This window comes from Pantoea leporis (assembly GCF_028048155.1).
Taxonomy (GTDB): domain Bacteria; phylum Pseudomonadota; class Gammaproteobacteria; order Enterobacterales; family Enterobacteriaceae; genus Pantoea; species Pantoea leporis.
The window spans coordinates 139721-153911 of sequence record NZ_JALMEU010000002.1 but is presented as its reverse complement, the minus strand read 5'-3'; the positions used below and the strand labels follow the sequence as shown (position 1 = coordinate 153911).

Genomic DNA, 14191 nt, shown 5'->3' with positions numbered 1-14191 from the left:
ATGGCTATGGTGCAACCCAAATCGCAAAAGCTGCGTCTGTTGATGACGCATCTGCTGCTGCTGATGTTTATTGCGGGAATCCTGTTTCCGCTGCTGATGGTGTTCGCTATCTCACTGCGCGCCGGTAACTTCGCCACCGGCTCGCTGATCCCGGAGCAGATTTCCTGGGAACACTGGCAGCTGGCGTTAGGTTTCAGCGTGGAGCACGCCGATGGCCGCGTGACGCCGCCGCCCTTCCCGGTGCTGCTGTGGTTGTGGAACTCGGTGAAAATCGCCGCCATCAGCGCGATTGGCATTGTGGCGCTTTCTACCACCTGCGCGTATGCCTTTGCGCGCATGCGTTTTGCCGGGCGCGCCACGCTGCTAAAAGGCATGCTGATTTTCCAGATGTTCCCGGCCGTGCTGTCGCTGGTGGCGCTCTTTGCGCTGTTTGATCGCCTGGGACAATATTTGCCGTTTATCGGCCTGAATACGCATGGGGGCGTGATCTTTGCCTATCTCGGCGGCATCGCCCTGCACGTCTGGACCATTAAAGGCTATTTCGAAACCATCGACGGTTCGCTGGAAGAAGCCGCCGCGCTGGATGGCGCCACGCCATGGCAGGCGTTCCGGCTGGTGCTGTTGCCGCTCTCGGTGCCGATTCTGGCGGTGGTGTTTATTTTGGCGTTCATCGCCGCCGTCACCGAAGTGCCGGTCGCGTCGCTGCTGCTGCGCGATGTGAATAGCTACACGCTGGCGGTCGGCATGCAGCAATATCTCAACCCGCAAAACTATCTGTGGGGCGACTTTGCCGCGGCGGCGGTGCTCTCTGCAATTCCGATTACGCTGGTGTTCCTGCTGGCCCAGCGCTGGCTGGTCAGCGGCCTGACGGCCGGCGGCGTGAAAGGCTAACCCGTTTGTTATCCTCCTTCCTCAATGTTCACTGCAGTTGAGGGTTTTGGCGGCCTTAGGGCCGCTTTTTTTATGGGTGTGGGGTTATTACAGATCCTTTTGTCACCCGATATAGACTGAATCAATGCGGTCGCGTCAAATTTGGTTAGGGTTTCCGAGTAGTAGGGGCCGCGATCATCTTCTCAAACAATAGGTGTAACGGGTTGAAAAATGAATGTTGCGCTCATGCGACGCTGTGTTTGGAATTTATCAAAAGCGTCAATCGGGCTGACATTTTCCAGATTGCTAAAGTTGAGCCGTTCAAATAAATAACGTTCAATACGTGAGGATAGGATGTATTCATCATTTAAGTGCCCGGTCTGTTTACTGATTCGCTGAGTAAAGCCGCTAATGATAACGGTATTAAATGGCAGCGCGCAAAAAGCCATACCAGCCAGCCGCAATACGATACCGTGCACATGCAAAGCATAACGTTCTCGCATCGCCTTTTGTGACAACTCTTTTTCAATAATCTCTGTTCCACGGGTATTCACCCGTACTGATGAAGTAGGCAGCATTTCATATTCTGGCAAATCTACTTCAATGAGAATTTCAGATGTGGAGGCATTCACCTGAAACGACACCAGCGTCTCGCGTGGCCAGTCTGCAGCTTGAATGACTTCGGACAGAAGTGATTCGAAATAGCTGTTATCGGTGGCGAATTGCGATTCAATATTTGCCAACTTGCTTGCAATCTTCTTTTCATGTTCAGCCGCATCGAATTTCCAGTTAGCGTATAGCTCCGCCCAGCGCTGACGCATCGCCTGATATCGCTTCAGAGAAAGTTCGTTTTCCTGTTCGCACTCTTTTACTTCTCGTTGCCATTGCTCAATATTACGTGTTTGCCGATCCTGGCGAGCAGAAGCTGATTCAAATATTCGTCCAATAAGACCACGACCTTGATTGTCATCAGGTTGTTCAGGTGCAATAAGAGGAACGGGCTTTTCGGGACGGACAGGTGCAGGCACATTGTAGGGCTGCAACATCAACTGCCGATAATGCGCTTCGAGCTCGGAGTAGGAATGCCCCGTACGAGGATCAGGTGTAAGGAGATAGATATTCACAATATCGTCTACAGCCTGATTAAGCGCTTCCACCTCTTGCTCAAGCTCTTGCCGTAAATAGGGATCCTCTTGTCGAGAAGCATTGCGTTTTCTGCTCGCTGCACTTGCTCGATCTAAACGAGTTCGATAGCTCAATCCCGTCCCTGGAAGTCCCAGATTGGCATAAGTACCGCGTTTGCCGAACGAAACGGATGCCCCTCGCGGCCCAACACTCATGCTCGCACCCGAGGAGCTCAGGTTCATCCTTACACCGGGAATAATGCTTATCGATTTTCGAAATCTAAACCCCATGTTATTAACCATTCCTTTTGATTATTGAGTAAGGGTAAAAAAATGCCATTTTTCCCGGCTTAAGATGGCGATAAGATAGCCATCAATGTTGTCTAGCCAACCGTAAATATATCGTTATTCGAGTGCGGCTGAATGAAATTATACAGAACTTTATTGCCCAAGCATTTTTGAATACAGGTCGTAATTTTCCTCATCAAAGCAGACCAAATTGACTTGCTCGATATTGGCGTTCTCACGCAAACACTGATCAATCACGGCTAGTGCGATTTCAGCCGCCAGCACTTTCGGAAATCTGTATATACCAGTGCTGATATTAGGAAACGAAACGGTTTGGATGCCATATTCTTCTACCAGTTTAAAACAGCTCAGATAAGCATTTTTTAACAGCGTTTCTTCGTCATGTCGTCCGTCATGCCAATGTGGTCCAACGGTGTGAATGACGTATTTTGCTGGCAAATCACCCGCCGTGGTGATCACTGCATCTCCGACTTTGCAGCCACCTTGTCGATTTCTGATTTTCTGACACTCAGCCAAAATCGCTGGCCCGCCCGCACGATGGATGGCGCCATCAACTCCGCCGCCGCCAAGCAAGGAGGTATTGGCGGCGTTCACAATGGCTTCCACTGGGACTTTGGTTATATCGTCTTTGAGCAATACTATTTTGTTCATGTATTTCTAATCCTCAGCGTCAGCAATCTTAGCCAGAAGCTAAGCAATCATCCTCTCATTCCATCCATCCTTAAACACGATGTTACCGTCCACGTATTTCCATGTAATCGTTTCAGATCGTAGCTCAATATTTTCCAGATGCGTGCTGGTCTGGCCGTTTGGCAGCAGAGCCGGTGAGATGCTGGAGATTTTGACGTTATCCAGGCGGATATTAAATACTCGACCTCAATACCCGCTTCGTTAATTCGGTACATCTTGATGGTCGCTGATTTCAGCGTTCTGGCCTGACACAATGCACGAAACAGCACCGGCGTTGTTCTATCGAACTCCTTTTGAACGGATATTGGTGCATGAATTCTTGTGGCCGTAAGCCTTCCCGTGTGCGGATCCACCGGGATGGTAATGTTGTGCATGACGGAGTTGAGCTCTATCGAACCGAGTCTGGTCGGCATCATGCACGAACCTACAAAAGGATAACCACTTTCATCGTCTAACCAGAGATGTGCTGGAACAGACATATTAATTCTTTTGAATTTAACGAAGTTTATTAATAAAAATTATTAGCGTAAGGAGATATACAAGGCCCACGCTCATCATTCCACTCTCTGGATAGAAATAAACTTTAAGCACACCAAACACGAGTGTACATAAAACCGGAACATAGATGCATAGCAACAATTTTAATTGTTCTACTAACCATCTCTTCAAATACCCCATCCTATTTCACTCCAATCTACTCGTATGCAAACCTGAAGAGCATTATGTTTCAGCACGCTAAATATTCTCTATTACACTCTTAAATTTAACGACATTTGTAGATAACATATGAAAGGGCGCAGAGATAAAATATTCCTACACCTAGCGTACTGCTTTCTGGAAAAAAGTAGATTTGTAGCAGCGCAAAAAGCATTGTTGATACTATCGGAACGTAAGTGCAGATCAGAAATTTCGATTCTGATATTAACCATTTTTTTAAAAACTCTCTCATTATTTCTCTACTAACTTCATCGATCCCTCAGCAACTTCGTGATCTGAAAGCCATTGGCTTTTTAGCGCATCAGCGCGCATGAATGAAGGTTCGATAAGGAAATACATTATTTAGAGCTCACGAATATATTATGCGTGATAAGGAGAGCCTGATAGTCCCTTTATTGTTCTTACTGGCCTGACCGGAAACTGCATCAATAACGCCAGAAACTGTGTTGTCGAATTTTTCTGCCAGAATCCTATGCGCCTGAAGCTGTTTTATGACCGCATCACTGTGGTACATATATATCCCTATTTTGATTCCATTAACCTTGCAATCTATAGGGCAATGATACTATACCGTGAAGCTAAATCTCAGTCTTCAACGTTTTAGGAAATCTATGTACCCCTGTGCTGATATAGGGAAACAAAACGATTCAGTGTCTTATTCGCCTACCCGTTAAAAACGGCTCAGGAGGTATTTGTCGCGTTAAAAAATACGTCTGCTGGGACTTTGGTTATATCGTCTTTAAGCATTACTATTTTGTTCATGTATTTGTAATCCTCAGCATCAGCAATCTTAGCCAGAAGCTAAGCAATCATCCTCTCATTCCATCCATCCTTAAACACAATATTTCCGTCCACGTATTTCCATGTGATCGTTTCATATCGCAGCTCAATATTTTCCAGATGCGTGCTGGTCTGGCCGTTTGGCAGCAGAGCCGGTGAAATGCTGGAGATTTTGACGTTATCCAGGTGGATATTAAAATACTCAACCTCAATACCCGCTTCGTTAATTCGGTACATCTTGATGGTTGCAGATTTCAGCGTTCTGGCCTGACACAATGCACGAAACAGCACCGGCGTTGTTCTATCAAACTCTTTTTGAACGGATATCGGTGCATGAATGCGTGTGGCTGTCAGCTTTCCGGTGTGCGGGTCCACCGGGATGGTAATATTATGCATGACCGAATTGAGCTCTATCGAACCGAGTCTGGTCGGCATCATGCACGAACCCACAATTGGCGAACCGCTTTCATCTTCTAACCAGAGATGTGCTGGAGTTGACATATTTAATCCTTTAAAGTTTTCGACATTTATAAACAACAAAAATATACGCACACAGGTAAACGATCCCCACGCTCAGCATGCCGCTGTCGGGGTATAGGTAAAATTTGAACATACCGTACAGCACGGTAATAATAACCGGCACGTAGATACGCAGCAGCATTTTGGATTGGGACCTCAGCCATTGCTTTAGGAAACGTTTCATGCCCTTCCCATTAGTTTCGCGAGCACCTGAGCGAGTTCATATTCGGAAAGCCTTTTATTCGTGAGCGCACCTGCCCGGATAAATTCATCCTCAATGAGAAAATACATCATTTCAAGCCTGCGTATGTATAGCGCCTGATAATAAGCCGGATGCATGACCTGCAACCTTTTGGCGCTTTCTGCCGCATTCTGGACGATACCGTATATTGTCAGCACCCCCACCGCGTCGCCAAAATAACCACCAATACTTTTGGCAACCGGAAACCTGATATTCATTGCCACAATCACTGCCATTGTCGCCCCGACCGCAAAGGCGTTTGATGTCAGCGTGCTTGCCGCAATGTGAATATTCAACCGCATCAGCTGGCTTTTAATTACCGCAATCTGCCGCATAGAACGGTTCTCAAGCTGATATTCAATGTAGGTTTTTAGAAGTTCGAAAACAATGCGCCGGTCCTTTACTAACTGCACCATTCCCATCATGAAACGCTTATCTTCGATGGCCTGTTTTTTACAGACATCATAATATTCATCAGTAAAACACGATGCATAAAATGAAAGCCGGGTCGCCCCTTTATTGATCTTACTGACCTGATCGGAAACTGCATCAATAACGCCGGAAACGGCATTGTCGAGCTTTTCTGCCAGAATCCTTTGCGCCTGAAGCTGCCGTATCACCGCATCACTGTGGTACATATATATCCCTATTGTTAATCCTGTTAACCATGCAAACCATAGGGGAATAATAAAATTCAGTGAAGCGAAAATTTAGCCAGTTGTGATCCCTATTCATAAAAAAAAACCGCACTTACCAGTGCGGTTTACTCGTTTAACTAAAGAATTTTCTGAGAAAGACCCGTAAACGCAATATCCATTATTTATCACACAACGATCCCATTATTTCCCCATTACGGCGGCGATAACCAAACAATCTAACTCAACTTCACCAGCCCAATTGTTTTCTCAATTACCATTAAAATCAGCACCGCGAAGATAATAAAGATCACCGAAATCGCATTCACCGTAGGATCGAAAGTCTGATCGACGTAATTAAACACCCGAACCGGCACGGTGATGGTGTCTGGCGCGCTGAGAAACAGGCTCACGGAGACTTCACCAAACGAGGTCACCGCCGCAAATACCGCTCCGGCCAGAATGCCGGGCTTAATGAGCGGCAGCGTGACGTGGCGAAACGTATACCAGCGCCCCCCGCCCAAACTCATCGATACCGCTTCGAGCCGCTTATCCATCGCCGCCAGACTCACGCTAACGGTGCGCACCACATACGGTAGCGCCACCACCACATGGCCAATCACCAGCCCGCTGATCATCCCGGCGATACCCGCAGCCGTCAGCACATAAAGCAGCGCAATGCCCAGCACCACTTGCGGAATCATCAACGGCGACAGAATAAACGCCTGTAATGCCTCGCGATAGCGGAACTCCAGCCGCGCCAGCGACCAGGCGGCAAACGTACCCAGCACCACGGTGATTGGCGTGACGATCACCAGCAGCAAGGCGCTGATCCACAGCGACGCGATCCAGCCGTCATCCTGTAAAAGCGCGCTAAACCAGCGCAGCGAGAATCCCTGCGGCGGAAACTGCGGATAGGGTTCCGGGCTAAACGCCGAGAGCACAATCACCAGCACCGGCAGCGCTAAAAAGGCGTAAATCACGATGCCCGCCAGCGTCACGCCGAACTGCGTCAGCCGCTGCGCCAGGCTTTGCGTCTTATCCATGATTTTTCTTCTCCCAGCGTTTCAGGAACGCGCCCGCAATCCCGGCGACAATCAAGGTCATCACCAGCAAGGTCAACGACAGCGCCGCCGCCAGCGGCAGGTTAGCGATCTGCATCGCCTGCTGATAAATGGCAATCGGCAGCAGCGGCTGTAAGCGCCCACCAATCAGCAACGGCGTGATGTAGCTGCCCGCCGCGAGGGAAAAGACGATGATGAAACCGGTCAGCATGCCGGGCAGCGTCAAAGGCAGCACCACGCGGCGGAAGGTCATCGCGGGCGTAGCACCCAGACTCATCGCCGCCAGCCGCAGCGAGGGCGCGATTTCATTCAGCGAGGTAATCAGCGGCAGCACGGCAAACGGCAGCATCACCTGCACATAAGCGATGATCACCGCATTCATGTTCCACAACAGGCTCAGCGGCTGTGGAATCAGGCCGGTGAACAACAGGAAGCCGTTGATCAAACCGTTCTGCGCCAGCAGCACAATCCACGCGAAGGTGCGGATCACCACGCTGGTGAGCAGCGGAGAAATCAGGATCACATACAGCAGCGTGCGCCAGCCGCGCCGCTGCGTCGTTACCAGCAACCACGCCGCTGGCCACGCCAGCAGCACGGTAATCGCGGCGGTGAGCAACGACACCCACAGCGTGGTCCAGAGCGCGTGCAGATATTGCGGATCGGCAAACACCGTCACATATTGCGTCAGGCTGTAACCGGGCAGCGGATTGAGCAGGCTATCAACGTTGGTTAGGCTTTGGTCGAACAGCAGCAGCAGCGGCACCAGCAAAAACAGCAGCAGAAAAAGTAGCGATGGCGTCAGCAGCAGCCAGGGAAACAGATTACGCGTAGCGATCTTCATCAGGCGCGCTCCTGCGCGGGCAGCACGATGACATCCGCCGCTTGCCAGTGCAGATAGCAGCGATCGCCCGGCGCGGGCAGCTGTGAAAAGTGCGCTTCTGCTGGCTGCACGCGGATCTCGCCGCCGCCCGGCAGCTGGCACACCAGCCGCAAGGTCGCACCGGCAAAACTCACTTCTTTCACGCTGGCGACGCTGCCGTTGCTGGTAAATTGCTGCGGCTCAGTGGAGAACTGCACGCGCTCAGGGCGCACAATCAGCATCGATGAGGCGCTTGCCGGTTGCACGGCGCTGAGTTGCAGCGCGGCTCCGGCGGCAACAAAGTGATCGCGCGCCTGGTAAAGTCCGTTGTGCCCAGAGGCATGGAACAGATTGGCCTGTCCGACAAACTCCGCGACAAAGCGATTCGCCGGTTGGCGATAGAGCGCGGCGGGTGCGCCAATCTGCTGCAGCTCGCCCTGGCCGAGAATGCCAATGCGATCCGACAGCGTCAGCGCCTCTTCCTGATCGTGCGTCACCAGCACCGTGGTGATGCCGACGCGCTGCTGCAACGCGCGCAGTTCGTCCTGCATCTCCTTGCGCAGGCGCGCATCAAGGTTCGACAGCGGTTCATCCAGCAGCAGCACCTGCGGTTCAATCGCCAGCGCGCGCGCAATCGCTACGCGCTGCTGCTGTCCGCCGGAAAGCTGATGCGGCATGCGCTGCGCCAGCCCTTCCAGTCGCACCTGCTTTAGCGCTTCGGTGACACGACGCTGCTGTTCGCTGCGCGATACTTTGCGCACCTTCAGCCCGAACGCGACGTTATCGCCCACGCTCAGATGCGGAAACAGCGCGTAGTTCTGGAACACCATGCCGATGTGGCGCTGATACGGCGGCAGCGCGGTGACATCCTTGCCACCAATCAACACGCGCCCGTTATTCGGCGACAAAAATCCGGCGATGATATTCAGCAGCGTGGTTTTGCCGCAGCCGCTCGGCCCGAGCAGGGAGAAAAACTCACCCTGCTCGATGGTGATGCTGACATCATTCAGCGCGCGGTGGTGATCAAACTGCCGCGCTACGCCGTCAATGACGACTGAACTCATTTCGCACCACCCAGCGCCTGGCTCCAGCGACGCGTCCAGTCCGCCAGCTGCGGCGTGGCGGTGCTGTAATCAATCCAAATCAGTTTGCTGTAGGCCTCTTCGCCCACTTTCACCTGCTTCTTCAGGTTGTCACTGTACTGCACGTCTTTGTTGGTCATGCCATACAGTGATTTATCCGAGAAGGCTTTCTGCACGTCAGGCGCAGACATGGCGTTAAGCACTTTGTAGGCGTTGACGAGGTTCGGCGCGCCCTTTGGAATCACCCAGTTCGCGGCACCGACAACCGGACCATCGGATGGATAGACGAAATCGACTTTCATGCCCTGCTGCTTGAGCGCAAACACACGGCCATCCCAGTACGGCACCACCCACGCATCGCCACGCTCCAGCAGGGTTTGAATCGCGCCCGGACTGTCCGGGAACGCCACCGCGTTGCCGCTCAGTTCCGTCAGTTTGGTGAAGGCTTTGTCCACGGCGGCAGGCTGATTAAGTTCGCCGCCCAACGCGTGCACTAAGCCCGCGAAGAACTGCAAACCTGCGGCGTAGGTTGGCGATGAAATCGCTACGTGGCCTTTGTATTCCGGATTCCACAAGTCGAGCCAGCTTTTCGGCGGGGTTTTCACCAGATCGCTGCGATAAGCGAGGCCAAGCTGGCCGAGGCTGAAGGCGGCGGCGTAGGTTTGATTGTCATACACAAAGCGCGACTGCACGCTCTTGTACAGATTATTCAGGTTGGGAATATCTTTGGCATCCAGTGGCTGCAGCAAGCCTGCCGCCTGCGCGCGCTGCACGGTATCGGGCTGGAACACCACCACGTCATACGGCGAACGACGGCCTTTGGCGGCACGCAGCTTGGCAAACCATTCGGCATCCGCGCCCGGCACCACGGTCAGCTTCAGGTGATTATCTTTGGCAAACTGCTCCAGACCGGACGCGCGGATATTTTTCTCCCAGTCACCGCCGTAAACGCCAACGATCACCGAGTCTGTGGTTTCAGCCGCGCTCGCCGCACAGCTGATCAACATGCCCACCAGCGCGGTGAGCAGGATTTTTTTGTTATTAAACTGGCGCATGGCCATCTCCTGGTATTGAGGTAATTGACGCTGAAAGTTCACTCTCCAGCGCGCGCAGCGCAGCGGCAAACGCCTGGCGCGCCGTCGCGATAGCTGGAGAAGTTGAACGGGGAAAATCTGCCGGTAACTGCGCTAACGCGGCGGCAAACACCGCAGAGCGATGGCGCTGGCGTTCGGCCGGACTGAGTGGATAAAGCAGCTGATTGAGCCGCGTCAGCAGATCGCCATCAAACAGCGTTTGCCAGTTCTCGCGCGCCGCGCCGAAAGAAGATGACGCTGCACGCGGTTGGTTGCGCAAGGCGGCGGTGGCCGCGGCATCAATGCCGTGATCGGTAAACACCACGCCATAGTGCTGCGCCGCGTCGGCGTGGCTCAGCAAATGGTTATCGACATCGTTTTGCACCGCCAGCGCATCGCGCTTGAAGGGATCGCCCCAACCGCCGCCGCCGGGCGTTTGCAGCAGCACTTCGTCACCGGCGTTGACGCTCAGCAGATCGATCTTGCCGAGTGGCTGGCCGCCCGCGACATCAGGATTAAGCGTCAGCGTGGTCGATTGCCCCGGCTGACCGCCCTGCACGCCTCACGGCTGGAACAGCATGCGCTCCATGCCGCGCGCCAGCAGCGTGCTGTCATCTTGCAGAATGCGCACGCGGATCTGCTGGCCCATGCCGCCGCGCCATTGTCCTGCGCCGGCAGAACCCGGGCGCAGCGCGTACTGGCGGATTTCGATATGGGTTTCCGCTTCCACCATCTCCACCGGATTGTTCGCCAGATTGGAGATGCTGTTGTCGCGGCCGTCGATGCCGTCATGCCCCCAACGCGCCCCGCCCCCGCCGACCAGCGGTTCGATCACCTGCACATTTTGCTCGCGGCCATTGCGCGCCACTTCGGCGATCACCAGCGGAATGATGGTGCCACCGCTGGCGGCGGGCATTACGTCCGGCAACGGCTGCCCCAGCAAACCGTTCAGCAGATCATTCACGCGCACCGCCGCCGCATGGCGTACGCCAACTGCCGCCGGATAGTGCGGATTGACCAGCGATCCGGCGGGCGCAAACAGCGTCACCGGCGCGAGTAATCCGGCATTCAGCGGCACGCCTTTGTCCAGCGTACACACCAGCGCCAAAATGCGCAGCGTCAGCCAAGCATGTGGATCGCCGTGGCTGGGAATGTTGATCGCCGCCGCCACCTGCGCATCGCTGCCGGTGAAATCGAGATGCACCTTGCCATCGTTAAAGGTGGCGGTGATGGCGAGCCGCACCGGCAAGCCGCTGCCTGCGGCGTCATCGAGGTAATCTTCAAACTTATACACGCCGTCGGGAATGCGGCGCAGCACCTGGCGCGCGCGAATGGCCGAGTAAGCCTGCAAATCCTGCTGCGCCTGCACCACGTCCGTAACGCCATGCTGCGCCACGATGCGATTCAGGCGATCGCGACCGGCATTGAGCGCGGCCAGCATCGCCTGAATATCGCCAGCAATCGCATCCGGCGTGCGGCTGTTGGCGGTGAGAATGTTCATCACATCACGATTGAGCTCACCGGCGCGCACCAGCTTAACCGGCGGAATTTGCAAGCCTTCCTGATAAATGTCGCTGTTGGTCGGTGAGATGCTGCTCGGCACGCGTCCGCCAACGTCGGAGGCGTGTAAAAAAGCCCAGCCCCACGCCACCAGTTCGCCTTCGATGAACCACGGCGCCAGCACCTGCAAATCTGGCAGATGCGTCGCCAGCCCGCGCGAGCGCCAGGGATCGTTGGTCAGAATCACATCGCCGGGCGCGACCTCGCCGACCGCCTGAATCGCGGTTAGCGCGTTCAGCCCGACAAAACCGGAAACGCCAATACCTTTCGGATAGGCAAAGAAGCGGCCTTGCAGATCGGCCACCGCGCAGCAAAAATCGGCAGTTTCCTTGACGTACAGCGTGCGTCCGGTGCGCTGCAGGATGTGGCACATCTCTTCGGTGAGCGCGGTGAGTTTTTGGTTGAGGATTTCGAGAGTGATGGCATCCAGTTTCATGCTGCGTCTCCCGTTACGCGCGCGATCAGCAGATTGCCGCTGCTATCGGTGCACGCCGACCAGCCAGGCAAGATCAGCGTGGTGGTATCGTCTTGTTCGATCACCGCCGGGCCGAGAATGTGGCTCTGCTTGCCGATGTTCACACGTTGCCAGATGCGCGCATTCACCCAGCCGCCGTGCAGATAAAGTGGGCGCGCATGTGGCTCATCAATCTCATTCTCAGAGTTAAAAGGTTTGTCGGTAGGGCGCGGCAGCGCGGCGTTTAGCGACAGGCGCAGCGTGGTAAGTTCAATGGCCGCGTCAGGCGTGTTGAAGCCATAACGCTGTTGATGCAGCTGCTGAAAACGTTCCAGCAGTTGCTGATGCGTGATGCTTGCCGGGCTGCCGAGAGTGACGCTGAGTTCGTAGGCCTGTCCGGCATAGCGCATATCCGCTTCCACCCGATAATGGGCGCGCTCGCTGAGGCGGCTGGCCTGTTCGGCAAACCACTTTTGCGCCAGCTGATGCAGCTCCACAACGGTGGCGGCGATCTTGCCGTAGCTCTCCGCTGTAACGTTGATGCGCAGGCTGCGCACAAAGTCGCGGCGGATATCAGCGCTGATCGCGCCCTCGGCGCAGAACGTGCCGGGACGCAGCGGCACCAGAATGCGGTTGATGCCCGCCTCTTCGGCAAAGAAGTTGGCGTGGGTCGGGCCCGCGCCGCCAAAGGGAATCAGCGTCAAGCCATCGGCGGTCAATCCGCGCTGCGCCAGCGCTTTGTTCAGTTCGGTCGCCATCTGCGCGGTGGCTACTGCGATAGCGCCGCTTGCCACCTGTTCGGCCGCCAAACCTAACGTTTCGCCCAATTCGCTGAGTGCGCGAAGTGCGGCGGCGTGATCCAGCGTGATGGTGCCCGCCAACGCCGCGTCGGCGGATAAGATGCCGCTCACCAGATAGCAGTCGGTGAGCGTGGGTTGCGTGCCGCCGCGCTGATAGGCAACCGGACCCGGATCCGCCCCCGCACTTTCTGGGCCAACCTTGAGAATGCCGAAATCATCGACATGCACGATGGAGCCGCCGCCGGCACCAATCGCCGATACGCCCACCACCGGCAAAATCAGCGGCAGGCCGCCAATCTCGGTGCGGTTAACGCGTTCGATTTCGCCCTGCTCCGACAGCGAGATATCGCTGCTGGTGCCGCCCATATCGAAGGAGACAAAACCTGTACCGGACGCCAGATGCGCCGCAGCAATCACGCCGGATGCCGGTCCGGAGAGTAGCGTGTCCACCGGGCGCTGATGTGCGGCGTCCAGCGGCAGCACGCCGCCGTTGGACGCGGTGATCAATAAGGGAACGTCAATCGCCTGCTGCGCCAGTAAATCGCTCAGGCGGTTAAAGTAGCGCTGCATCAGCGGCTGAATATAGGCGTTCAGCCCGGCCACCAATGTGCGTTCATACTCACGAATCTCCGGCCACAGCTGCGCCGAAGAGAGCACCGGCACCGTGCCTAACTTTGCAGCCAGCGCGCTTGCCAGTTCCGCTTCACGCGTGGGATTGGCATAACCATTGATGGTCACCAGTGCCACCGCGCTCACCTTGAGTTGCAGAACCTCGGATACCACCGTCGCCAGTTCGGCCTCAGTTGGCCACTGCGTCACTTCACCGGCGGGACTAAAACGCGCCGGGATCTCCAGCACGCGCTGACGCGGTAAAAAAGGCGGCTCGCGGTCGGCATGAAAATCAAAGGAGGACGGCATACGCGCACGCGCGATCTCCAGCACATCGCGGAAACCGGCGCTGATCACTAGCGCGATATCCGCGCCGCGCCGCTGGATAATGGCGTTGAGGCCCAGCGTAGTGCCGTGCAACACCAGCGATAGCGCGCTGGCGGGCAAACCGCTTTTCAGCAGCACGGCGCGCAGCCCGTCACTTACCGCCAGAGCGGGATCGGCGGGCGTGCTGGGCTGTTTATGGAAAAAGCGTTGCTGGCGTTGCGGATCAAATAAAACAAAATCGGTAAAGGTTCCTCCGACATCCACGCCGACTGTCGCTCCGGCTGCGGGGCTGTTATCCACCTTAATTCTCCTGCATTACTGGTGACTTAGCGTCGTAGGGCGTTAATCTCCGTTGCTTTGCCATGCAATACGAGCAACAAAAATAGCTAAGCTTTGCAGGAATGCGCATGAAGTGGCGCTTAGCTGCGTGGTAGCAATGGTTCGCGCAAATGCGTCTAAGCCGACGCGGTGGAATGTT

General features: G+C 54.8%; 10 protein-coding genes and 2 pseudogenes. 1 reads left to right on the top strand and 11 read right to left on the bottom strand.

The genetic code is table 11. The features are described 5' to 3' along the window. On the top strand, positions 1-891 hold the full coding sequence (gene malG, locus MWH02_RS07940) for a maltose ABC transporter permease MalG (protein ID WP_271460269.1): 891 nt from the start codon (positions 1-3) through the stop codon (positions 889-891). 182 nt (positions 892-1073) lie between these two features. On the opposite strand, the gene MWH02_RS07935 is transcribed toward malG, so the two are convergent. The 11 genes and pseudogenes from MWH02_RS07935 to MWH02_RS07880 all read right to left on the bottom strand — a co-directional run bounded on the left by MWH02_RS07935 (position 1074) and on the right by MWH02_RS07880 (position 14013). Then, entirely contained in the window at positions 1074-2285 is a 1212-nt protein-coding gene (locus MWH02_RS07935; protein WP_271460268.1) for a DUF4236 domain-containing protein, read from the bottom strand. Between the two features lie 150 nt (positions 2286-2435). After that, positions 2436-2954, bottom strand: coding sequence for an O-acetyl-ADP-ribose deacetylase (locus MWH02_RS07930; protein ID WP_101761282.1), 519 nt, complete (start codon positions 2952-2954; stop codon positions 2436-2438). A 39-nt stretch (positions 2955-2993) separates the two neighbouring features. Beyond that, positions 2994-3472: pseudogene (locus MWH02_RS07925) on the bottom strand (Hcp family type VI secretion system effector). A gap of 1039 nt (positions 3473-4511) precedes the next feature. Further along, positions 4512-4991 (bottom strand): Hcp family type VI secretion system effector, encoded by a 480-nt coding sequence (locus MWH02_RS07920; RefSeq protein WP_271460267.1) that lies wholly within the window; start codon positions 4989-4991, stop codon positions 4512-4514. A 198-nt stretch (positions 4992-5189) separates the two neighbouring features. Further along, entirely contained in the window at positions 5190-5888 is a 699-nt protein-coding gene (locus MWH02_RS07915) for a hypothetical protein (RefSeq protein WP_271460266.1), read from the bottom strand. Positions 5889-6124: 236 nt separating this feature from the next. Next, positions 6125-6931, bottom strand: a complete 807-nt coding sequence (locus MWH02_RS07910) for an ABC transporter permease (protein ID WP_271460265.1) — start codon at positions 6929-6931, stop codon at positions 6125-6127. Next, positions 6924-7790 carry an ABC transporter permease gene (locus MWH02_RS07905; RefSeq protein ID WP_137387061.1) on the bottom strand — a complete coding sequence of 289 codons (867 nt, stop codon included), beginning with the start codon at positions 7788-7790 and terminating at the stop codon, positions 6924-6926. Before MWH02_RS07905 ends, MWH02_RS07910 begins: the two co-directional genes overlap by 8 nt. Then, positions 7790-8872, bottom strand: coding sequence for an ABC transporter ATP-binding protein (locus tag MWH02_RS07900; RefSeq protein WP_271460264.1), 1083 nt, complete (start codon positions 8870-8872; stop codon positions 7790-7792). The genes MWH02_RS07905 and MWH02_RS07900 overlap by 1 nt, the downstream gene beginning before the upstream one ends. Beyond that, positions 8869-9945 carry an ABC transporter substrate-binding protein gene (locus tag MWH02_RS07895; protein WP_271460263.1) on the bottom strand — a complete coding sequence of 359 codons (1077 nt, stop codon included), beginning with the start codon at positions 9943-9945 and terminating at the stop codon, positions 8869-8871. The genes MWH02_RS07900 and MWH02_RS07895 overlap by 4 nt, the downstream gene beginning before the upstream one ends. Continuing rightward, positions 9932-11959: pseudogene (locus tag MWH02_RS07885) on the bottom strand (hydantoinase B/oxoprolinase family protein). Before MWH02_RS07885 ends, MWH02_RS07895 begins: the two are co-directional and overlap by 14 nt. Then, on the bottom strand, positions 11956-14013 hold the full coding sequence (locus MWH02_RS07880; protein ID WP_271460260.1) for a hydantoinase/oxoprolinase family protein: 2058 nt from the start codon (positions 14011-14013) through the stop codon (positions 11956-11958). Before MWH02_RS07880 ends, MWH02_RS07885 begins: the two are co-directional and overlap by 4 nt. Between the last annotated feature and the right edge of the window lie 178 nt (positions 14014-14191).

What these genes read in the sequence shown, in the direction of transcription:
- MWH02_RS07915 (WP_271460266.1), bottom strand. Translation starts at nt 5,888, where the DNA reads ATGTACCACAGTGATGCGGTGATACGGCAGCTTCAGGCGCAAAGGATT.
- MWH02_RS07935 (WP_271460268.1), bottom strand. Translation starts at nt 2,285, where the DNA reads ATGGGGTTTAGATTTCGAAAATCGATAAGCATTATTCCCGGTGTAAGG.
- MWH02_RS07905 (WP_137387061.1), bottom strand. Translation starts at nt 7,790, where the DNA reads ATGAAGATCGCTACGCGTAATCTGTTTCCCTGGCTGCTGCTGACGCCA.
- MWH02_RS07910 (WP_271460265.1), bottom strand. Translation starts at nt 6,931, where the DNA reads ATGGATAAGACGCAAAGCCTGGCGCAGCGGCTGACGCAGTTCGGCGTG.
- MWH02_RS07895 (WP_271460263.1), bottom strand. Translation starts at nt 9,945, where the DNA reads ATGCGCCAGTTTAATAACAAAAAAATCCTGCTCACCGCGCTGGTGGGC.
- MWH02_RS07930 (WP_101761282.1), bottom strand. Translation starts at nt 2,954, where the DNA reads ATGAACAAAATAGTATTGCTCAAAGACGATATAACCAAAGTCCCAGTG.
- MWH02_RS07920 (WP_271460267.1), bottom strand. Translation starts at nt 4,991, where the DNA reads ATGTCAACTCCAGCACATCTCTGGTTAGAAGATGAAAGCGGTTCGCCA.
- MWH02_RS07900 (WP_271460264.1), bottom strand. Translation starts at nt 8,872, where the DNA reads ATGAGTTCAGTCGTCATTGACGGCGTAGCGCGGCAGTTTGATCACCAC.
- malG (WP_271460269.1), top strand. Translation starts at nt 1, where the DNA reads ATGGCTATGGTGCAACCCAAATCGCAAAAGCTGCGTCTGTTGATGACG.